Raw genomic sequence first — 22,809 nt, forward strand, 5'->3', positions numbered from 1 at the left:
GTGGAATTCTCGCTGATCGGCCGAGCCGCCGGCACCGAGCGGCTGATGGACTGGCTCACGGTCCCTGCTCCTTGGGACCCGGTGCGCATCGTCACGGGATCCCGCGGTTGCGGAAAGTCCTGGCTCACCGCGTGGACCGTGATGGCCGCCGACACCCATGCCGACGCCGGAGAGTACGTCCCTGGAGACATCGTCGACCTGCCGTCGGCGGGGACGATCGATCTGGCCCTCGACTGCCGTCACCGCACCGCGGCCGAGCTGTCCACCGCTCTCTCGCGTGCGCTCCTGCCGGATCGAGAACCGACGGCGGGGAAGCTGCCGCTCATCGAGCTGGCCCGCGCGGCCGAGCGCCGGGGCCGCGCGTTCACCGTCGCCCTCACGGACATCGCCCAGAGCGGTCGCCTGCGGGGCAGCGACGAGGCGGCGAAGGTGCTGGAGCAGCTGGTCCTGCCGCTGGTCAACGCGGCGGAGCAGGTCCGGCTGTCCCTCAAGCCGTCCCGTGCCCCGGTGCGTCTGCTGATGGACCTTCCTCCTGATCTGGCGGCGGCGCTGAGCTCCGACGCCGCCCTGCCCGACTCCGCCGTGCTGAATCTCGACTCGGACCCGTTCGAGCCTCCTCGCAGGGAATTCACCAGCTGGGTGGAAGAAGTGCTGGCTCAGCGCAGCGGCGCGGACCTCAGCGCGGAGCAGCGGGCCCGGACAGCCCAGTTGATCTGCGAACGCGCCTGGCCGAACTTCCTGTTCGCCGAGACGCTCGCCATCGATTTCCGTTCCCGCACCGCTGAGGCGCTGCCAAGGTCCCTCGACGAGCTGCCGCGCAGCCTGGCGCACGCCTGGCACGAAAGGATCACCGTCCGCGGCGAAGCCCAGGACCGCCTGGACATGGTGGCCGCGCCCGTCATGCTCGCCCAAGGCGAACTCGGTATGCCGGAGTCCCTGTGCGCCGAAGCCGTATCGGCGCTGATCGGACGCGCGTATTCGGCACAGGACCTGCGTCGGCATCTCGACGCGCTGACGCCCTACGTCTCTGCGGAGTGGGCGGCCGATCCGAGGGACCCCGAGACGTCCGTCCTGTACGTCCGTCCCAGCGACGAAGCCCTGGCCGATGCCGTGCGTGCCGCCTACGGATCCAGCTCCCGCGAAGCGGAGCGACGCGTCGCCGCCGTCCTGACCCGGCATCTCCCCTCCCCGGACCCGGCCGACTGGCTCGGTCCGTACGGGGAGCCGCAGTTGTCTCCCGAGCAGGAGTACGTCACTGCGGGCGGCCTGGGCCATGCGGTTGCCGCCAGCGTGCTCGACGACTGGACCCAGAAACCGTCCGTGTGCCTGCTGGCCGAACCCGAAGCCCTCGCGGAAGCCCTTCGCCGCACTCCTGCCCCGGCGTCCGGGCCGGCGGCCCTTCGGCGGTCGGCGCTGACGGAAGAGCGGCGTCTGTTCGCTCAGGCCCCGGCCGCCGCGAACCTCGGTGAACGGGCCGCCCGGTTGAGGCTGGCGGCCGCGGTGGTTCAGGACCGTTCCCTCATGGAGTGGATCGACAGCCTCGGCCTGCGCCTTCCCTGGACGACTTCCTGGGTCCACTGGCGCCCCGTCGGCGCCTTCGACCCCGCTGTCCTCGATCCGCAGTGGCCCGGCCCGGTGCGTCCCGAGGCCGCCCGGCAGGTCGGAAAGGACACCCTGCTCCGCACGCGCAGCGCGGTCGACGGGACCGAGGTGTGGTGGCGCCTGGCCGACGGCGCGGTCGTGCCGGCTCCCGAGGCGGTGGACGAACACATCGAGCTCCTCGACGGACCCGCGCACAACATGCCCGTCGCCGTGCCCGCTCTCGCCGACGAACAGTGGCTCTGGCAGCACAGCGTGGATGTCGAGCACACCATCGTGTCGGGACCAGGGGGCCTCCTGTGTCTGGGGCCGACGGCCACGCACGAAGAACCCCCTCCGTCGGGCGCCCCGGCCCCGTATGCCCCCAGCCCTGCACGGCCGTCGGGCCGACCGCTGCGGGAGGAGGACCTGAGCCAGCTCTTCACCGTCCTCGGCGGTCCCGTGCGGACGCCGCCGGAGCGGCTTGCGGAGCTCGCGTCGCTGTCCCCCGACGCACGTCAACTCCTCGGAGCCGTAGGCCTTCCGCTCACCGGCATGTGGTTCGACGGACTGGAGGACTGCGTACCCGAACTCCAGACCCTTGCGGACTTCCTGCCGTCGGAGTACCCGCCGGCCCCGGACCAGAGCGAACTGCTCGTGTTCTGTTACCTCATGGACGAGGACGAGCCCGTCTGCCTCGACCCGGTGACGGGACAGGTACTCGCCCACGACGGCTCCAGCCGACTCGCCGTGGTGAATTCGTCCCTGAGCTCGTTCGTGATCTGCCTCGCCACCTGTGTATGGGGGCTGGCCTTCACCCGCGAGCGCCACCCGGGCGAGCGTGCCGCGTTCGAGAGCTTCCTGCTGGATGAACTGACCCGCATCGACCCCGTGGCGACAGCACCGGAAAATCCCGTCTGGCCGCGCCTCGTCACCGATGCGTCGATCTACACCTTGGAGCTCGAGTGAGCGACGTGACCGATCCCATGACCGGACCGGGATACGCGGTGGCTTGCCGATACCGGACTCCGGACGGTGCCGAGCAGACCCGTATGGCCAGAAGCGGCCCTGGGCTCCCCCACCCCGAGTGGCAGATCCAGAGTTTCCTGGAGAGGTCCGCGCCACCGGGCAGCACCGTCATCGAGTTGTATGCGGAACTGCAGCCCTGCGCCGTCCCCGGAGGGAACTGCGCCGCGCTCGTCCTGCGTGAGTGGCCGGACGCCAAGGTGTCGCACAGTGCGGAGTACGGGGGCGATGCGGCCTCACGCATGCGCGGTGTCACCGCGCTGGAGAAACACGTACGAGAAGTGGCGGCCAGGGAAGGGAAGACACCGCCCCCGTCGACCACGCGTCTGCCACTCCCCGCGCCGGGCACGGTGCCCCAGCTCCCCGATCCCCCTCCTGCTGAAGTCAGGTCCTCGCTGACCAAGGCGTTCGGCGTCGACGGCATTACTCCGTACCGTGCGCCTGCCTCGGACGACTCGGAAACTCCCACCGCTCCGTGGAGGGCGTTGTACACCGCCGGTCTGCCGACCAGCTTTCCTCCCTTCTTCCGAGCGGATACCGATCCGAACACCCAGTTGTGCGACCTCGGCCGATTCGCGGAGATCACCGCTGTCGAGCTCCGTGCCGAGGTCCGGGAAAGTCACGCGCAGCACGGGTATCTCAGGATCGGAGGCGACTTCGGTCGTGAGATCTGCGTGGAGCGGAACACGGGTCGGGTATGGGCGGTGGAGCTGACCTCCGGATGGGCCTCCTTCGTGAACTCGGACGTACTCCGCTTCGCGGAGTGTCTGACGCTTCTGGCCCGGCGCTGGCCGGCCCGACGCACCCTGGGACCCCGCCAGGCGGCCGTCGACACCGCGGAGTTCCAGGTAGCGCTCGCTGCCGTTGACGAGGCCTGCCTGACCGGAGCGAACCGATGGTGGTCGGTCATCGTCGAGCAGATGTGGAACGGACTTCTGTAACAACGCATTTCAACCAGTGCCCCGCAGAGGCAGTCCTTCCTGATGGAGAAATCCCATGAGCACCCCCGGCGCCCCGGACCCGTCATCGATACCCACGCATCCCGATGAGGCAATGGACGCGATCCGTCGTGCATACGGCCGGCCGTCGCTCCCCGACGGCACTCCCGTGCCTCTGCGGGTACGTGAATTCCCCGCCGGATATCTGGTCTACGCCTCCGTGCCGCCCGCCCCTCCCGCCGACGGCATTCCCCGCCCGGCCACCCCAGGAGGTACCTGTTTCGTCGTGGCGAAGGACAGCGGTGAGATCTTCCCTGTCCCCAACTTCCCTCCAGAGCAGGCCATGGACGTCTTTCTCCGTCACTACCGGCGCTCAGGTCGCCCGGATTGATTCGGGTCGGCCCACGCTCGACCCGGAGATGCTCAGCTACGAGTGGGAGGAGGATGCCTCACCCGTCGCCCTGTGGTCCGCGCAGCGCCTGCTCTCGGGAGACCTGCGGGACGAGGAGCGGACCGGCCTCCTCCTCTGCCTGTGGATGGGCATCGACCGGACCGACGAAAGCCTTCCGCCCGCCTATGCGCGATACGCCCGCGCCGCCCTGGCCGCCATCGACGTGGACGCCACGCGCGCGCACCCGGACCACCCTTGGTCCGCCCTCGTCGGCGACTGGAACGATCAGGAGCGAGCGGTCATGCATCTGTACGCGCCCGGTGGCCTTCCCGAGAATCCGATCCCGGCCGAGCTGTCGGTCCGTGAGCTGTGGGACTGTCCGGTACAGCACGCGGAGCCGGCCCGCACCGCGTTGACAGAGCTCGGCGGCACTCCGGAAGACGAGGACGCGTAGCCGTGGCCGACGAGACGCTCGCCCTTCTCGGGCAGCCCTCGGAGAAGGTACTGCAGGAGCTTGAAACGTGGTTGAGTCGCGAGGGCGCGACCGGGGCACTGGTGTTGGACGGTCCGCCGTCCTCGGGCAAGACGCAGATCCTGCGAGAGTTTTCCGCCAGGCATGCCGATCACAGTGTCCTCGTGGACGCCGAGGGCCGTGGTGCCGAGGAGGTGTTCGACGCCTTCCTGCGTGAGGCAGGAATCCCGGTCGGCCCACGGCGTGGAATCTTCGACCTCACATGTGACTTGAGGGACCGCCGGACAGAGCGTGTCCTCGTCATCGCCAATGCGCAGTGGTCCGGATCCGTCACCGGCTCACGGGAACCGGAGCGTATGTGGCAGTCACTCGTGAGCCATTTCATCGAGCTTCATGATCACACCGGTCTCCGGATCCTGGTCGAGGCGGACAGCTCGCTCGTTCCGTCCTTCACCGGGCGCCCGCCCCTCGCCCTGCTGGACGAGTCCAGTTCTACCTCCGCGCTCGTCGCATCCCTTGCTGAGTTGGCCGGTCTCCCTCGCGCCGTCCTCGAAGTACTGGCCCTGGCCCAGCGTCGCCGTCTCGATCGCGAAGTATGGGAGGCGCTGTGTGGATGGGTGGGAACCGATATCGATGCCGTACGCCTGAGAGAGCTGTCGTTCTCCGGTGACGTCGCTGAACACGTAAGTGTCGACGGTTCCTCGGTGCGCTTTCGGCATGCCTCCACTGCCCGCCTGCTCCGCGCTCAGATCGACGAACCAACGGCGGTCGCGTTCCATCGACGGGTGGCGCAGCGCTTGGCCGACTTGGACGAAGGCGGTGCAATTGCCGAGTACAGAGCTGCCGCGCTGCCTGCGCACAGCGCGGCAGCAGGCTTGCTTTCCGAATTGCTCGACGACCTGACGCTGTTGTTCCAGTGTGACCCTCGAGCCGTCCTCGAAGCCCTTCCCGTCGCCTTCCCTGATGGCATACCCGCGGGAACCGTGGCCGCGGACCTTCATCACCTCCAGCGTGCGGAGGTGATCCTTCCGTCGACATCTTCGAGCGAGTGTGCCTCCTGGCTCCACCATCTGGCCGTATGCCGAGGTGACTTCGACGCGGCGCAGGCGATCGCCGCCGCGGCCGGCCCACTCCCATGGCACACCGTGTGGGCCAACTGCCGTGCATTCGGGGACCCCAACCCTCCGCCGACCTACACCTCCGGACTCCTCGGCGTGCGATACGAGGCCAGGGACGGGAACGAGGGTGGGGACGGGGGCGGATACCTGGTCACCGAGAACGATCTCTTCGAGATCCAGAAGTGGCACCCGGAAACAGGGAAGTTGGTGACGGACGCGTCAGGGTTCTCCGGACCTGCTGTCTGCGGAGCGGCCTTCGGTCCCGCGAAGTGGAAGGTCGAACCCGCCGCAGGCGAACTGCGACTCACTCTTGCCGCGGACCCCCAAGTCACCTGCAGCCTCCCTGCGCACTATGAAGAATGCGGCGAGACCGTGGTTCCGGTCGGCGACCTCGTCATCGTCGGAACGGAACGTGGCCTGTACGCGATGGAAGTGGACGCGCAGTGGGCCGCCCGGCATTCGACACCGCCGTACCTCCCCAAACTCGCTCCCCTGGGCGACATCCTGCCGCGGCCGTACGACGCCGACGAGTGCCGGGTCTCCCGGGAGCGCCTGGCCGAGGTGTTCGGTGCCGATCGTGTGCACGTGATCCCGGACAGAGACCTGCCATCAGGGCTTACGCATGGGCCGACCCGTGACTTCCTCTCCCGCACCGGTTTCCCTCATGTCGAGGACCTGCTGTCGACAGCGACTCTCGATCTGACCGCGTCCGGCTTGCGGGAACAGGCGTGGGACGAAGTTCGCCGCGGGTGCGTGCCTCTGGGCGACGGCCCGCTGTACCGGATCGGCGAGTGGATGGGCGGAGCACTGCTCCTGGACGGTTCCACGGGCCAGGTCCTGCGCCGGCCCACGAACCGCTCCATGGACTCAGGGATCTCTCCCGCCGACGTTCTCGCGGGATCCGGCCTGGAGACGTTCACGATGATGGTGACCCTGCAGTGGCGGCGCATGCGCGCCTACGACCACGCCTCGTCCGCCGATGCCGAGGACCTGCTCAGAGAGCTGGGTGCCTGGTTCGCGGGCATCGACCCGGAAGCCGCCGCGACCATCAACTGGCAGCACCAGCTGGCGCCCGAGGGGTTCGATTACCTGTGACGGGCCGGACGGGTGAGGCTGCTCCTCGTCGCTCCGAGTGGGCCTGTACCACCTTGGCGAAGCTCAGCAGCTCATCGGGAGACAAGGACGCGTAGACATGGCAGACGAGACACCCGCCCTCTCCGGTACGCCCAGGAAGGCCGGGCTGCCGGAGGAGCTCCAGCAGCAGCCCCCGCTCCAGGCGGCCTGCGCGGATCTGGCGGGGTGGAGCACTTCCGGGTCGGGCGTGCCTGCCCGGCTGGTGACCGGGGCTGCCGGAAGCGGTGCCTCGTGGCTGGCACATTGGGTCGCGGCACCGGCACCGGCACCGGCACCGGCACCGGACGAGCGTGCGCATGTCTTTCCCGACGCTTCCGACGGTGTCCAGAGGCCACCCGATGGAGCCTTCGACGTCGCCGTCGAGGCAACAGGTCTGGGTTTGGCGGAAGTTGACTGGCGCATCACCGAGCAGGCCGACGCGCTGACTGCGTCGGGCGCGTCACCGGCCACCACGCCACCGGCCACCACGACACCCCCACGACGCGCCAGCGCTCTCCTGGCGCTGAAGCGTGCCGCGAAGCGACTGGGACGGCCGCTCGTCGTCGCCGTGCTGGGCGCTGCCGCATCGGGCGGCACGCGTCTGCCGGGCGCCTCCCGTCCCGTTGTCGACGAGCTACTGGTGCCGCTCCTGAAGATGGCGACAGGATGGCGCTCGGACGGTGGACCACCGGGAGCCCCGGCAGTCCGGGTGCTGGCGGATCTTCCGCGCGACGAGGCCGAGCGCGCGATCCGAGCGGCCGGCCTGGGAGCCGAGTGCGTACTGGACCTGAATGCCCCCGAATACGCGTCGCCACGAGACGAGTTCCGGTCCTGGGTGCACGACGTACTGACCGCACCGGGCGGGCACTACGCGAGCGAGGCACCGCAGGCCCGCGAAGCCCTCGCCCTGGCGACCGACATCGCCGTACGCACCTGGCCCGACTTCCGGTTCGCCGGGACGCTCGCCCGAATCCTGCGGACGCGTCCGGAACCCTGGCGACGGGACTCCGGCCGTTCCCTCCCCGAACGGCCGGAGGAGGCATGGGACTTCTTCCTCGACGGAGCGGGGGAGAACGGCGACCGTCTGAGCACGCTTCTCGCGCCGCTGACCGCCGCCGAAGGAACGTACGGGCTCCCCGAGAACTTGTGGACGGAGGCGGCCACCCGGCTGCTGGGCCGATCCATGACCGCGCAGCAGATGCATGCGGTGGCCGCCGCTTTGGCTCCCTTCATCGAGCGGACCCGTGGCGAGAGCGACGGCAGGCATCCCCACGGGACGCCGCCTTCCTGGTGGTGGCGTCTGCGCGACCCTGGCCTGGAGCGGCTGTTGCCGCCGTACGACCGCCCGAGCCTGCACCGCACGCTGGCCGAAGTCATGGAGGAGGCACTGCCGTTGAGTGACGTCGCGGCGGTGGCCGGTCCGGCGGTAGTGACGCCGCGCGAGGCCTACGCCCGGCGTTTCGGCGTGAGCCATGCGGTGCGCGGCGGAGCGCTCGACCGATGGCTGTCCTCACCCGCCCGCGCCCTGGTGACCGATCGGGACACCGTTGCTGAGGCGTTGCGGTGGGCCGAACCGGCCGACGGCGAGCAGGTACGGCGCCGACGCGCGGCAATCCAGGAGGAACTGCGGGCCTACCGGACACTCCCCGCCCGCGACGCCGCCGAACGCGCGGCCCGGCTGCAGTGGTGCGCGGCGCTGTGCCGGGACGAGGAGCTGGCGGCATGGGCCGACACCTGCGGGCTCGTCCTCCCCTGGCGCACCCTGTGGTCGAGCATGCGCCCGCTCGGGACCGTCGACACCGACCTGATCGATCCGCAGTGGCCGGGACCACTCGAACTCGTCGCGGTCCGCACGGGTACGGAGGGGCCCGAGATCTGCGTACAGGACGTGGCGGAAGGCTCCTTCCAGTGGTGGTCGGCCGATCTCGGGCGGCCGGCGGGCGAGCGTTTCCGTGACGAGCCCGAGGAGGCGGGGAAGTGGCCCGACCCTGACGAGACCGGCCACCCGGACGAGGCGGGCATGTGGATCGACGAGGACGAGGACAGCTCTGACACGTTCGACCCGGTGATGCTGCGCGCCTCCGACCCGCACTCCGGGGACACGACGCAATGGATGATGTCGGCGACCCAGGGCTACGCCGATGTCGCGGCACTCGGTGACGGGAGGTTCTGCGTCGTCGGACATGGCGGGCTCGCTGTCGTCGCAGCCGGTCGGAGCGGGCGTCGACACGGTCCACGGCTGTCCGCGTCACGCGCCCCGACCGCAGCCTCCCCCTGGAGTTTCCGCCGCGCATGGACGGCCGCCGGACCCCTGGCCGGCACCGACCTGGAGTCGCTCGCGCGGCGCCAGGGCGGTTTCGCGACGACCCCTCCGTCGCCGCCGGCAGGCCTCGCGGTCCTGAGCCGGCACCCCGAGACGGTCCGCCTTCTCCGAGAGATCGGGCTGCCACGGCGCAGCCACTGGTTCCGCGACATCGAGGAGTCCCTGCGCACTCTGCCCACCTACCGGACGTGGCTCGACGGACGCGACGGACGCGACGCAGTCGCCGTGGACGGCGCACCGGACGACGGCGACACCCAGCTGGTGATCGGCCGCTCTCCGTACGGCGGTCCTGAGGCCGCGCTGTGCCTCGACACCCGCACAGGAGACGTCGCTGTGCTGACGACCGTACGGCGGACTCCGGTGAATTCCTCCCTGGAACACCTCCTGCGCTTCCTGGCGATCACCGACTGGGCGGCGGCCTTCGGCAGCAGCCGTGACCCCGACGAGTACGACGAGTTCAGGGCGTGGCTGCGGCGGCTCTTGAGCACCCTCGACCCCGAAGCGTTCACCACACGGCAGGGCACGACGTTCTGGCAGCAGGTGTTCCACGACGACATGGCGTTCCTGCTCGAATGAACCGTCAGAACAACCCGTGCCACATCTGCTCGATGACCAGCGACCACCAATGCCCGGGCTCCGACAGGCAGTTCGGGTCGATCGCCAGCAGCCGCTGCTGAAGGTCGGCCACGATGCGGCCCGCCACGTACGGGTCCAGGTCGACCATGTGGCCGCGCGTCGCGTAAAGCGTGGCGAGCGCGTACGCGAAGGCGGCGACCGAGGAGTTCACGTACTGGAGGCGGCCGTCCAGCGGCATCGCCGCCCAGACCTGGCCGCTGTCCCGCTGCACCGTGATCACGTACACCCCGTCGGTGCCGATCCGCGTGTGCGTGGCGAGGGCGTCGGCGGCCTCCGGGGTCAACTGGGCTCCGGTTCCCAGCAGATGGGTACGGGCGTCGGCGAACATGCCGCCCATGACGGGCGGGGCGTCGGGGCTGTCCGTGTCCGCGAGGAAGAACAGCGGGACGTCGGCGGGGATCCCGGCGCCGGACAGCGTCGCGCGCGCGGAATCGGGGAGCGCCGCGCCCGCCAGGATCTGCGGAGCGAAACGGCGTACCTGCTCGCCGAAGACCTGTGTGAGCAGCGGGCCGAGCTCCGCGTCCGGCAGGACATGGGTGGGCGCTACCGGCTGGGGGAGCGGAGCGCGCTGCGGCCGCGGCGGAACCGGCTGGCCGGCGAGCTGCGCCATCTCCTCGGCGTACGAGGTCAGCGCGGCGATCCCCTCGGTGCGCGAGGCGGGGTCCCAGCCGTACGGGTGCGCGTAGGACTGGGAGACCTTGGGGAAGGCGGACATGAGGAGGTTCGCCGTGTAGCCGCCGGGGAAGTAGCCGGGGCACAGGTCGGTGTGGATCGCGACGACGTTGCCCAACGGCACCCCCGACTGTTCCAGCTGCGTCATCCCCTGGTACTCGGCCGGCGGCCGCCCGGGCGCCGAGGTGGCCGTGACGTACGCCTCCTGGCCGGTGCGCGGGTCGACGTACGTGAACACGGCGGTGTTGCCCGGTCCGGTGGCGGGGCGGGGCTGCTGAAGGCCGTCCACGAGGGTGGGCGTCGGAGTCGCCGGAGCCGGAGCCGGTGCGGTGGAGCCGGACTCGGGCGACCGGGGCTGCGAAACGTGCGCGCCCTGCATCGGTGAGGCCCCCGACGGGACACCCGCCTCCGCCCGCAACGCCCGCGCGCACTCCGCGAGCCCGTCCTCCTCGAACGCCGCCGCGAGCACCGCGGCACGCTCCGCAGGACCGGCCTGCGAGCGGGTGAGGAGCGGGGCGACCCGCCGATACGTCCGCGCGGGCGGCGGCAGTTGCCCGGCAGGTTCCGCCGCGGCGTACTCCTCCACCGCCGCCCGCAGCACCACCGGATCCGCATGGGCCATCAGGGATACGTCGTTGAGCAGCCGCGGCAGCTGACCCGCGCCCAGGACATGACCGACGACGCCGTCGCGCACGTACGGTCCGGCCTGCGACCAGCCCTGCTCGGGGACCAGTTCCAGCAGCTCCATCGCGAGGACGAGCTGCGCCGCCCGCACGTCGGGCAGTTGGGCGCGGATCGCCTCGCCGAGCGCCGGGTGGGCGAGCGCGATGGACTGAGCGTCCCCCTCGCCGTCCACCGAGGTGACGAACGGCCCCACGAGCGCCATCCCCTGGGCGATGTCCGCCGCCAGATCACGGCCGGCGAGAGCCGAGGCGAGCGGTGCCCACAGCGGCAGGGGCAGCCCGTCGCCCTCGGCGAGGGCGAGCGGCGTGAGAATCGCGCGCAGGGTGGCGGGTTCGGCGCCCAGCCGGAAGGCGTGCAGATCGAGAGCCGCGTCGAGCCCGGTGGGAACGTACCGCGTGTCCAGCGGCGGATGCGGCGCCGACAGCAGCCCGGCGACGCTGAGTTGGAGAGTGAGGCGGCTGCCGCCCACGGCCCCGGCCGCGCCCGCCGCGAGCGCCTGGGCGAGGGCGTGGCGGCTCGCCGGATCCGCGGCGTACGGCAGCTGTGGTGCACCGCCCGCGGGATCGAGGGAGGCCCCGGCCTGCAGCACGAGCCCCGCCGGATCCGCGTACTCGGGCGCGTCCAGATCGACGACCGCGGCCGTACCCGGCGGTAGCGCGGCGGCGATCTCGGCAGCCACCTCGCGCGGCACCTCGGCCAGCAGCCGGACCGAAGGAACCGAGGCCAGCGGCACCAGCAGCTCGCGCGCCGTCGACAGCGGCCCGCGCCCGGCCCGCACCGGGCCGGCCCGGTCCACATCGGATACGACGACGACCCGCTCGGCGGCGCCCAGAGCCTCGTACACCTCGGCATCGCGCCTGGCATCGAAGCCGAAGTGGTCGGCGAACACCCACAACAGCTGGGCGGGAGTGAGCCCGGCGGCGCTCGCCACCGCGGGCTCGGGCAGCTCCGGCGGTACGGTCCACGGGTCGAGGGCGTTGAGGTCGATGCGCGCGCGATAGTCGGGCGCGCAGAGCATCAGGAACCCGGTGAGCAGCCGTGAACTCCCGCACCCGGGCGAGCCGGTGAGCAGCGTGACACGCGGTGCGCCGGGCGCGACGGCCCGCCAGGCGGCGAGCGCCCGCAGAGCCGCGCCGCGGCCGCCGATGAAGGGATGCGGGGCGTATCCCGATTGCGGCGCGAACCCGGCCTGCGGCGCGAACCCCGCCTGAGGCCCCGCGCCCATCGGTCCGCCGGGCTGAATCATGGCTCCCCCTGAACACCTGCCCAGGCCCGCCGAGGGCCCGTGATCACGTACAGCCGCAGCCTAGTGGGCACACCGCCGGCTGGACGCACCCGCGTCCTACGCCTGGCCGACCTGCCGCCGGTACAGATCGATCGCCGAGTCCGGCGGGAAGTTGGGCACGTACATCGTCGACCCGTCCGCCTTCGAGATCACCAGGTGGCTGCCGCCGTAGCTCGGCGGCTCGGTCGGCGGGAACGTCGCGTAGATCAGGAAGCCCAGGTCGAACTCCTGGACGTTGAGCGTGGCCGGGGTGCCGTCCGCGCACAGGGGCTGGAACGTGGCCCGCGCGATCGCGAGCGCCTCGTCGGTGGTGCGGGGTGCGGTGGTCAAGTTCCTTCTCCTTCAGGCTGTTTGTGCGGACGGCGCCGGAGGCGAGTGCCTCCGGCGCCGTACCGTACTCATGGACAGAACAACGTGCCCGTCAGTTGTGCGTCGGCAGCCAGGCCGTCTGCACCAGCTGCGCACCGCCCTTGCGGGTGATGAACATGCCACGGCCCTGCGGCAGCCGCTGCGGCTTGAGCGGGCCGAAGATCTGGCCCTCCGCCGGGTCGCCGGAGAGCACCAGGCCCGTCGCGCCGAGCTCCTTCATGCGCTGCATGACCGGCTCGAAGGACTGCCGCGCGGCACCCGACGACGACCGCGCCACGATGACGCGCAGGCCGAGGTCACGGGCGAAAGGCAGGTACTCGAGCAGGGACTGGAGCGGGTTGCCCGAGCTGGTGGCCACCAGGTCGTAGTCGTCGACGATGACGAACGCGTCCGGGAGGTCGTACCAGGACCGGTTGCGCAGCTGCTCCGGAGTGACGTCCGGACCCGGCATGCGGCGGCCCATGGAACCTGCGAGGCCGGTGACGACCTCCTGGAGCTGCGGGCCCGACGCGCAGTACTTATAGAGATGCGATTCGGGCATCTCGCTCAGGTGCGCACGCCGGTAGTCGCCGACGACGAGAAGCGCCTTGTCGGTCGCGTACCGTTCCGAGATCTGCTTGGCGACCATGCGCAGGAACGCCGACTTGCCGGACTCGGACTCGCCGTAGACCACCATCAGCGGGTCGTTCTCGAAGTCGATGAACGCCGGCGACAGCGTCGTCTCGTCGACACCGATCGCGACACCCCGCTCGGGGAAGTCGCTGCCCTTGGGGATCTCGCTGATGTGCAGCTTCGTCGGCAGCATCCGCACCGGCGGAGCGGCCGGGCCCTGCCAGTGCTCGGCGATCGTCGACACCATGTGCTCGATGCCCTGACCGAGCGTCGTCGCATCCGACGAGGCGTCGATCCGGGGCAGACCGGCGAGCGAGGTCAGCTTGTCCGGGGTCAGACCGCGGCCGGGCATGCCCAGCGGCACGGCCTCCATCTTCTTGCGGTCGAACTCAGACTCCATCGGGTCACCGAGCTTCAGCTCCACACGGTTCAGGAGCTGGTCGCGGAGCGCGGGCCGCACCTCGCTGTACCGGGCGGCGCCGATGAACAGGTGGATACCGAAGCCGAGACCACGGGCGGCCAGGTCCAGGATGACCGGGTCCAGCTGCTCGTAGTCGGTCTTGAAGGCGGCCCAGCCGTCGATGACCAGGAAGACGTCGCCCCACCGCTGGTCCGGGTACTGGCCCGCGGCGCGCCGCGCCCGGTACGTACCCATCGAGTCGACGTTGTTGGCGCGGAAGAACTCCTCGCGCTCGTTGAGGATCCCGCGCACCTCGGCGACCGTACGGCGGATCTTCTCCGCGTCGAGCCGGGAGGCGGCGCCGCCGACGTGCGGCAGGCCCTCCATCGAGAGCATGCCGCCACCGCCGAAGTCGAGGCAGTAGAACTGCACCTCGGCCGCGGTGTGGGTGAGCGCGAACGCCGACATCACGGTACGGATCAGCGTCGACTTGCCGGACTGCGGACCGCCGACCACGAGGGCGTGACCGGAGGAACCGGAGAAGTCCAGGTACTGGATGTCACGCCGCTGCTCGAACGGCTTGTCCACCAGCGCCATCGGCACGATCAGCTTGCTCTGCGCCGAGTACTCGGCGGCGTGCAGACCGCGCTCGGCCGTCGCCGACAGCGGCGGCAGCAGGGCGTCCACCGAGGGGGACTCCTCCAGCGGCGGCAGCCACACCTGGTGCGGCGGCGGGCCCTGTCCGACGAGGCGCGCCACGATGACGTCGAGGACGGTGTCCGCGAGCGCGTCGTCCACCTGGTCCGGCACCTCTTCGGGCTCCGGCTCCTGGATGATCTGCTGCTCGACGGGCGCCGCGGTGAAGAGCACCGGCTGGCGGTGCGTGCGCGACCCGCCCGGCCCCGTGCCGCCGGGCCGGTAGACGCCACCGACGTACGCGGCCTTGAACTGGATCATCGTCTCGGTGTCGTACTTGAGGATGCCCGAACCCGGGACGTTCGGCAGGTGGTACGCGTCCGGGACACCGATCGCCGTACGGGACTCGGCGGCGGAGAAGGTGCGCAGACCGATCCGGTACGACAGGAACGTGTCCAGACCGCGCAGCTTGCCTTCTTCAAGACGCTGCGAGGCGAGCAGCATGTGCACACCCATGGATCGGCCGATGCGGCCGATCTGGATGAACATCTCGATGAAGTCGGGACGCGCGGTGAGCAGTTCGGAGAACTCGTCGAGCACCATCACGAGCGACGGCAGCGGGTCCAGCGGGGCGCCGGCCGCGCGCGCCTTCTCGTAGTCGGTGATGTTGGCATAGTTGCCCGCCGAGCGGAGCAGCTCCTGGCGGCGCTGGAGCTCACCGGTGATCGAGTCGCGCATGCGGTCGATCAGGGTGAGGTCGTCGGCCAGGTTGGTGATCACGGCGGCGACGTGCGGCAGTTCGGACATGCCGGCGAAGGTCGCGCCGCCCTTGAAGTCGGCGAGGATGAAGTTCAGCGTCTCCGACGAGTGCGTCACCGTCAGCGCGAGCACCAGGGTGCGCAGCACCTCGGACTTGCCGGAACCGGTCGCACCGACACACAGGCCGTGCGGGCCCATGCCCTCCTGCGAGGCCTCCTTGATGTCGAGCATCACCGGCTGGCCGTCGCGGTCCACGCCCAGCGGTACGCGCAGCCGCTCGTGCAGGGTGCGCGGGCGCCAGGTGCGCGAGACGTCCACCGAACCGGCGTCGCCGATGCCCATCAGCTCGGTGAAGTCCAGGTTGGCCAGCAGCGGTTCGTCGCCGTCCGCCGAGCCGGCCCGCAGCGGCGCGAGCTGGCGCGCGAGGGCCTCGGCCTCGGTGGCCGACAGGGTGTCGCAGGTACCGGTGTACTGGGTGCCGCCCTGCGACTCCAGGAGCAGGCTGCCCGGGTGCACCTGCACGGACAGCGAGCCGCGCAGCTCCTCGACGATGCCGGGGACGACCTCGATGATGGTCACGCCCTGGAGGCCCTCGGCGCCCGCGATGAGCGAGTCGTCGGGGATGTCGCCGCCGTCCATGACGACGACGAGGTGCGGGGCGTCGGCGACCGGCGCCCCGTTCGGGTTGAAGCGGCCGCGCCCTTCGAGGTCGTCGGAGAGCATGTCCTCGACGTCACCGAGGTCGCCCACGATCATGCGCCGCGAGCCCGCGCCGTCCACGCTGGTGTCCTGGACGTGCGGCAGCCACTTCGCCCACTCCCACTCGGCCATGGCGCCGGGCGAGGCCACCACCGCGACCCGCAGGTCCTCGGGGGAGTGCAGGGTGCACAGCTGGGCGACCAGCGCCCGCGCCGCACCATAGGTGGTGTCCGGATCGCCGGAGATGCTCACGTGGTAGAAGGACCGCAGCGACACGGCGAGCGGCAGCGCGTCCAGGGTGCCGTGCGTGTCGAGGAACGACTTCATCGCGTGCGCGGTGAGCGGCTCCAGCTCGTCGAGCGGCGCCGTCTCCGGCGCCATCAGCGGGGTGGAGAGCTGCTGCGGGCCGAGCCCGAGCCGCACCTGGGTGAAGTCCCCGTCGCTCGCGCGGCGTTCCCACACGCGCCGGCCCTCGGCGACCAGGGCCCACAGCTGTTCCGGGTTCGGGTGCAGGAAGAACTGTCCGTCGCGCTGCCTGCGCGCGGTGGTCCGCACCTCACGCCGGACCTGCGCCAGGTACTTCAGGTAGTCCTGGCGCTCCTGGGCCATCTCGGCGCCGCCGCCCTGCCGCGCCTTGATCAGCTGCGCCAGCGCCATGGCGAGGGTGGAGACGATCATGACGCCACCCATGATCTTCATGATCGACTGCCCCGACGTGAAGAAGAACGCCGACGACGTGCCCATGCCCAGCATGGGCAACAGACTCATCATCAGGTTCTGGTCTTCGGGCCGGGCCAGTTCGGGCGGCGGCTCCAGCTGCACCTCACCCGTCGGTACGTCGGGCGGCAATACCCGAGGCGGGCGCTTGACGATGACCACGCTCACCGAGGCACCAGTCCTTATTCATCGGCATTCGTCGGCAATATCGGTTCCGTGCGCACAGATGTCGTGCGCATCGGTATATGTCGGACCGCCCCCGTTACCGGCGGTACCCCCAGACCGGAGAGCGAACGCTCCGGCGTGCCGGATGATCCTACTGACTGCGGTCAACTAACGGGGCCCATGGGGTGAGATGAGACCTGGACGGTACGCTGTCGCCCCGCACGTGACGTCATCCGAACGCCGGACAAGCGCCGTACGAACGCCGTCTGCACCGAATAACCGCGACGCCACACCAATTCTCCACTTCTCTACCGCGACGCCACACCAATTTCTTTACAAGGGGGAACCGCGAGGTGAGCACCACCGCTCTTGCCGGGGGCGGGACCGGCTTCTGCCGCGTCACCGTCGCCGCACCGGACGCACGAATCGACGTCGCCCTGCCCGAGGACACGGCCCTGGCCGACATCTATCCCGAGATCCTCCAGCTCTCCGGACAGACCCAGGCCGAGGGCGACCCCACCGGATACCACCTGGTCCGCCGGGACGGCACCGTCCTGGACGCCGGCCGCTCGCTCGCCGACCAGCGGGTGCTCGACGGCGACGTGCTGCTGCTGCGTCCGTTCGGCGAGTCGCTGCCCGCCGCCGTGTTCGACGACGTCTCCGACGCCGTCGCCTCCGCCGTCCGCCGGGACCGGCGCCGCTGGAGCGACGAGCTGATGAGCGTCGTCGGCCTCGCCGCCGGCGTGCTGCTGCTGACGATGATGGCGTTCGCCCTGTGGTTCTCGAACCCGATGGACCGCGACATGCACGGTCTGCCCGGGATCATCGGCGGTGTCGTCGGCGCCCTGCTGGTGGCCCTCTCCGTGGTCCGCGCCCGGGTGTACGACGACCGCGCCGCGTCCACCGCGCTGGGCCTGGCCGCCCTGCCGCACCTGCTCCTCGCCGGCTCGGGGATCTTCGCGGCCGAGGGCGCCGAGGGGCCCGGCCGGCTCCAGCTGCTGTCCGGCTGCGTCGTCGTGCTCGCCGCCTCCGCGCTGCTCGTGGTGCTGCTCCCGCACGGCGACGCCGTGTTCGTCGCCGCGGCCCTGTGCTCGGCCGTCGGCGCCCTCGCCACCTTCGGCGCCCTGGTCACCGAGGCCAAGCCGCGCGAGGTGGCCGCCGTCGCCGCGGTCGTCGCGATCATCGCGGTGGCCTGGCTGCCCGGCCTGTCCGCCCGCTCCGCCCGGCTCCCCATCGGCTACCGCTCGCCCGACCAGATCGCCCAGGGCCGCGACTACGGCCGCGACGAGGAGGAGCACGTCGACTTCGGCCGCATCGGCGCCCAGGTCCGCCGCGGCCACGAACTGCTGCTCGGCCTCGTCATCGGCTGCGCCACCGTCACCGTCGCCACGGCCGGCGTCGTGCTCGGCTTCTCCGACCAGGTCTGGTCGCAGCTGCTCGCCCTCGCCTGCGGCATCGCCGTGATGCTGCGCGCCCGCCTCTTCGACTACACCGCGCAGGTCGCGTCCCTGGTCGTGGGCGGTCTGCTCATCCTCGGCCTGCTGATCCTCGGCATGTCCCTGCACATCCCGCAGTCCCTGCTGATCAGCCTCGTGCAGGGGGACAGCGGCCCGCTCAACGTCCACACCCTCTGGTTCACCGCCGCGATCGGCGGCGGGGCGGCGCTGCTCGTCGGGGTCGGCCTGACCGTGCCGCGCAAGGGCGTCTCCCCGTTCTGGGGCCGTATCCTCGACCTCTTCGACGGCTTCGTCCTGCTGACCCTGGTCCCGCTGTGCCTGGCGGTGCTCGGCCTGTACTCGCAGGTGCGCAGCATGGTCAGCTGACCCGCGCAGTCACCCGCACCCCGGCGGCCGTGGTCAGGGCAGCAGTCGAGCGACTGTTATCCTGACTCACGGCCGTCTGTGTACGCGCCCCCGGCAGCAGCTGGGGACAGCGCCCAGCGAGCCCCGCCTCCCGAGTTTCGGAAGCTCCCCTGAGATGTAGACCAGGGGCACTCGGGGCGCTCAAGAATCTACGAGGAGTAAGCGTGGCACTCGACACCGCTACGAAGAAGCAGATCATCGACGAGTTCGGCCAGAAGGAGGGCGACACCGGCTCTCCCGAGGTCCAGGTCGCCATGCTCTCCCGCCGCATCTCGGACCTGACCGAGCACCTCAAGACCCACAAGCACGACCACCACTCCCGTCGTGGTCTGCTGATCCTGGTCGGCCAGCGTCGCCGCCTCCTGCAGTACCTGGCCAAGAAGGACATCGCGCGCTTCCGTGTCCTGGTCGAGCGCCTCGGCATCCGCCGCGGTGCGGCCGGCGCCCGCTAAGACGCTGCGAAGGGGAGCGGTTCCCGCTTGAGGGGGCCGCTCCCTTTGCTGTACGTGCGCACTGGCACACAGACTTTGTAGTCTGGTGGCGTACCACCACGAAGATGACGAGGAGAAGCGCACCGTCGCCGCCGCCGGTCCTCGGTAGTGGCCCCCGGAGACGTAAGAGGATCCCCGGGTGCTTCGATCGAAGACCGGCCCGCATACAAGGCGCGCTTCTCCGTTCCGTCCGACTGCCACACGGGCAGCTGCGGACAAAAGACGAAACAGACGAAAGTAACGGAGAAAACGCTAGTGGAGAACGAGACCCACTACGCCGAGGCCGTCATTGACAACGGCTCCTTCGGCACCCGCACCATCCGCTTCGAGACGGGCCGCCTGGCCCGCCAGGCCGCCGGCTCCGCCGTCGCCTACCTCGACGACGACACCATGGTGCTCTCGGCCACCTCGGCCTCGAAGAACCCCAAGGAAAACCTCGACTTCTTCCCCCTCACGGTGGACGTCGAGGAGCGGATGTACGCCGCCGGCAAGATCCCCGGCAGCTTCTTCCGCCGCGAGGGCCGCCCCTCCGAGGACGCCATCCTCACCTGTCGCCTGATCGACCGCCCGCTGCGCCCGTCCTTCAAGAAGGGCCTGCGCAACGAGATCCAGGTCGTCGCCACGATCATGGCGCTCAACCCCGACCACCTGTACGACGTCGTGGCGATCAACGCCGCGTCCGCGTCGACGCAGCTGGCCGGTCTGCCCTTCTCCGGCCCGGTCGGCGGCGTCCGCGTCGCGCTGATCAACGGCCAGTGGGTCGCGTTCCCGACGCACACCGAGCTCGAGGACGCCGTCTTCGACATGGTCGTCGCCGGTCGCGCCCTCGAGGACGGCGACGTCGCGATCATGATGGTCGAGGCCGAGGCCACCGAGAAGACCATCCAGCTGGTCAAGGGCGGCGCCGAGGCGCCGACCGAGGAGGTCGTCGCCGCCGGTCTGGACGCCGCGAAGCCCTTCATCAAGGTGCTGTGCAAGGCCCAGGCCGACCTCGCCGCTAAGGCCGCCAAGCCGACCGCCGAGTTCCCGATCTTCCTGGACTACCAGGACGACGTGCTCGAGGCGCTGACCGGTGCGGTCAAGACCGAGCTGTCCGCCGCCCTCACCATCCCGGGCAAGCAGGACCGCGAGGCCGAGCTGGACCGCGTCAAGGGTCTGGCCGCCGAGAAGCTCCTCCCGGAGTTCGAGGGCCGCGAGAAGGAGATCTCCGCCGCGTACCGTTCGCTGACCAAGTCCCTGGTCCGTGAGCGCGTCATCAAGGAGAAGAAGCGCATCGACGGCCGCGGTGTCACCGACATCCGCACCCTGGCCGCCGAGGTCGAGGCCATCCCGCGCGTGCACGGCTCCGCCCTGTTCGAGCGTGGCGAGACCCAGATCCTGGGCGTCACCACGCTGAACATGCTGCGCATGGAGCAGCAGCTGGACACCCTCTCCCCGGTGACCCGCAAGCGCTACATGCACAACTACAACTTCCCGCCGTACTCCGTCGGTGAGACGGGCCGCGTCGGCTCCCCGAAGCGCCGCGAGATCGGCCACGGCGCGCTCGCCGAGCGCGCGATCGTGCCGGTCCTGCCGACGCGCGAGGAGTTCCCCTACGCGATCCGCCAGGTCTCCGAGGCGCTGGGCTCCAACGGCTCGACGTCGATGGGCTCGGTCTGCGCCTCGACCATGTCGCTGCTGAACGCCGGTGTGCCGCTGAAGGCCCCCGTCGCCGGTATCGCCATGGGCCTGATCTCGCAGGAGATCAAGGGCGAGACGCACTACGTCGCCCTCACCGACATCCTCGGTGCCGAGGACGCCTTCGGTGACATGGACTTCAAGGTCGCCGGTACCAAGGAGTTCGTGACCGCCCTCCAGCTGGACACGAAGCTCGACGGCATCCCGGCCTCCGTCCTGGCCGCCGCCCTCAAGCAGGCCCGTGACGCCCGCCTCCACATCCTCGACGTGATGATGGAAGCGATCGACGTCCCGGACGAGATGTCCCCGAACGCCCCGCGGATCATCACGGTCAAGATCCCCGTGGACAAGATCGGTGAGGTCATCGGCCCGAAGGGCAAGATGATCAACCAGATCCAGGAGGACACCGGCGCCGACATCACGATCGAGGACGACGGCACCATCTACATCGGTGCCGCCCAGGGCTCGCAGGCCGAGGCCGCCCGCGCCACGATCAACGGCATCGCCAACCCGACCATGCCGGAGGTCGGCGAGCGCTACCTGGGCACCGTCGTGAAGACGACGACCTTCGGTGCGTTCGTCTCGCTCATGCCGGGCAAGGACGGTCTGCTGCACATCTCGCAGATCCGCAAGCTCGCCGGCGGCAAGCGCGTGGAGAACGTCGAGGACGTCGTCGGCGTGGGCCAGAAGGTCCAGGTCGAGATCGCCGAGATCGACTCCCGCGGCAAGCTCTCCCTGATCCCCGTGATCGAGGGCGAGGAAGGCTCCGAGGACAAGAAGGACGACGCCGACAAGTGACGTCCCGTAGCACCACGACGACGGCCCGCACCTCCTCGGAGGGGCGGGCCGTCGCCCGTACCCAAACCCTGATCAAGGGCGACAGCGGTGTCGGCACCGTCCGCAGGACCACCCTCCCGGGCGGCCTGCGCATCGTCACCGAGACCCTGCCCTCCGTCCGCTCGGCGACCTTCGGCATCTGGGCCCACGTCGGCTCACGCGACGAGACACCGACGCTGAACGGCGCGACGCACTACCTGGAGCACCTCCTCTTCAAGGGCACCAAGAAGCGCAGCGCCCTCGACATCTCCGCCGCGATCGACGCGGTCGGCGGCGAGATGAACGCGTTCACGGCGAAGGAGTACACGTGCTACTACGCACGCGTGCTCGACACCGATCTGCCGCTCGCCATCGACGTCGTCTGCGACATGCTGACCGGCTCCCTCATCGAGGAGGAGGACGTCGACGCGGAGCGCGGCGTCATCCTCGAAGAGATCGCCATGACCGAGGACGACGCGGGCGACGTCGTGCACGACCTGTTCGCGCACACCATGCTCGGCGACACACCGCTCGGCCGCCCGGTCCTCGGCACGCCCGACACGGTCAACGCGCTGAGCCGCGGCCAGATCGCCCGCTTCTACCGCAAGCACTACGACCCGACCCACCTGGTCGTGGCCGCGGCCGGCAACGTCGACCACGACAAGGTCGTCCGCCAGGTCCGCGCCGCCTTCGAGAAGGCGGGCGCCCTCACCGGCACGTCCACGCCGATCGGCCCGCGCACCGGCCGCAAGACCCTGCGCACCGCCGGCCGGATGGAACTCCTCGGCCGCAAGACCGAGCAGGCCCACGTCATCCTCGGCATGCCGGGCCTGGCCCGCACCGACGATCGCCGCTGGGCCATGGGCGTGCTCAACACGGCACTCGGCGGCGGCATGTCCTCGCGCCTCTTCCAGGAGGTCCGGGAGAAGCGCGGACTCGCCTACAGCGTGTACTCGTACACCTCGTCGTTCGCCGACTGCGGCCTCTTCGGCGTGTACGCGGGCTGCCGCCCCAGCCAGGTGCACGACGTCCTGAAGATCTGCCGCGACGAGCTGGACCACGTCGCGCAGGCCGGCCTCACGGACGACGAGCTCCGCCGCGCCGTTGGCCAGCTGAAGGGCTCCACGGTCCTCGGCCTGGAGGACACCGGCGCGCTGATGAACCGTATCGGCAAGAGCGAGCTGTGCTGGGGCGAGCACATGTCGGTCGACGACATGCTGGCCCGCATCTCCGAGGTGACCCCGGACGAGGTGCGCGAGGTGGCCCGCGAGATCCTGGGACAGCGCCCGTCCCTGTCGGTGATAGGGCCGCTCAAGGACAAGCAGGCGGCACGCCTCCACGAAGCCGTCGCGTAACCCTTCGCCCCGACC

The 22,809-nt window shown here is 70.3% G+C and carries 12 protein-coding genes; 9 read left to right on the forward strand and 3 right to left on the reverse strand.

Annotated elements, in window-relative coordinates; all coding sequences use genetic code 11:
- The 5 genes from ACFVDP_RS16120 (at position 1) to ACFVDP_RS16140 (ending at position 9,535) form a co-directional block, all read left to right on the forward strand.
- Positions 1–2,547 (forward strand): SUKH-4 family immunity protein, encoded by a 2,547-nt coding sequence (locus tag ACFVDP_RS16120; RefSeq protein WP_383489485.1) that lies wholly within the window; start codon positions 1–3, stop codon positions 2,545–2,547.
- Between the two features lie 17 nt (positions 2,548–2,564).
- Positions 2,565–3,545, forward strand: coding sequence for an SUKH-4 family immunity protein (locus ACFVDP_RS16125; RefSeq protein WP_383489575.1), 981 nt, complete (start codon positions 2,565–2,567; stop codon positions 3,543–3,545).
- A gap of 416 nt (positions 3,546–3,961) precedes the next feature.
- Positions 3,962–4,387: a hypothetical protein gene (locus tag ACFVDP_RS16130; protein WP_383489488.1), complete on the forward strand. Its 426-nt coding sequence runs from the start codon at positions 3,962–3,964 to the stop codon at positions 4,385–4,387.
- Between the two features lie 2 nt (positions 4,388–4,389).
- Positions 4,390–6,618, forward strand: coding sequence for an SUKH-4 family immunity protein (locus tag ACFVDP_RS16135; RefSeq protein ID WP_383489491.1), 2,229 nt, complete (start codon positions 4,390–4,392; stop codon positions 6,616–6,618).
- A 97-nt stretch (positions 6,619–6,715) separates the two neighbouring features.
- Positions 6,716–9,535: a hypothetical protein gene (locus tag ACFVDP_RS16140; RefSeq protein ID WP_383489494.1), complete on the forward strand. Its 2,820-nt coding sequence runs from the start codon at positions 6,716–6,718 to the stop codon at positions 9,533–9,535.
- A 4-nt stretch (positions 9,536–9,539) separates the two neighbouring features.
- On the opposite strand, the gene ACFVDP_RS16145 is transcribed toward ACFVDP_RS16140, so the two are convergent.
- From ACFVDP_RS16145 to eccCa, 3 genes are all read right to left on the reverse strand, one after another.
- On the reverse strand, positions 9,540–12,197 hold the full coding sequence (locus ACFVDP_RS16145; protein WP_383489497.1) for an SUKH-4 family immunity protein: 2,658 nt from the start codon (positions 12,195–12,197) through the stop codon (positions 9,540–9,542).
- Positions 12,198–12,293: 96 nt separating this feature from the next.
- Positions 12,294–12,566, reverse strand: coding sequence for a hypothetical protein (locus ACFVDP_RS16150; RefSeq protein ID WP_383489499.1), 273 nt, complete (start codon positions 12,564–12,566; stop codon positions 12,294–12,296).
- Positions 12,567–12,657: 91 nt separating this feature from the next.
- Positions 12,658–16,596, reverse strand: coding sequence for a type VII secretion protein EccCa (gene eccCa / locus ACFVDP_RS16155; RefSeq protein ID WP_383489502.1), 3,939 nt, complete (start codon positions 16,594–16,596; stop codon positions 12,658–12,660).
- A gap of 350 nt (positions 16,597–16,946) precedes the next feature.
- Between eccCa and eccD the strand changes: the two genes are divergently transcribed.
- The 4 genes from eccD (at position 16,947) to ACFVDP_RS16175 (ending at position 22,794) form a co-directional block, all read left to right on the forward strand.
- Positions 16,947–18,416: a type VII secretion integral membrane protein EccD gene (eccD, locus tag ACFVDP_RS16160; protein WP_383489505.1), complete on the forward strand. Its 1,470-nt coding sequence runs from the start codon at positions 16,947–16,949 to the stop codon at positions 18,414–18,416.
- Between the two features lie 203 nt (positions 18,417–18,619).
- Positions 18,620–18,907 (forward strand): 30S ribosomal protein S15, encoded by a 288-nt coding sequence (gene rpsO / locus ACFVDP_RS16165; RefSeq protein WP_383489508.1) that lies wholly within the window; start codon positions 18,620–18,622, stop codon positions 18,905–18,907.
- A gap of 294 nt (positions 18,908–19,201) precedes the next feature.
- Complete coding sequence (locus ACFVDP_RS16170) at positions 19,202–21,421, forward strand: polyribonucleotide nucleotidyltransferase (protein WP_383489511.1); 2,220 nt, start codon at positions 19,202–19,204, stop codon at positions 21,419–21,421.
- Positions 21,418–22,794, forward strand: a complete 1,377-nt coding sequence (locus ACFVDP_RS16175; protein ID WP_383489513.1) for a M16 family metallopeptidase — start codon at positions 21,418–21,420, stop codon at positions 22,792–22,794. Before ACFVDP_RS16170 ends, ACFVDP_RS16175 begins: the two co-directional genes overlap by 4 nt.
- The last annotated feature ends 15 nt before the right edge of the window (positions 22,795–22,809 follow it).

Source organism: Streptomyces sp. NPDC057694, from assembly GCF_042799415.1.
Classification (GTDB): Bacteria; Actinomycetota; Actinomycetes; order Streptomycetales; family Streptomycetaceae; genus Streptomyces.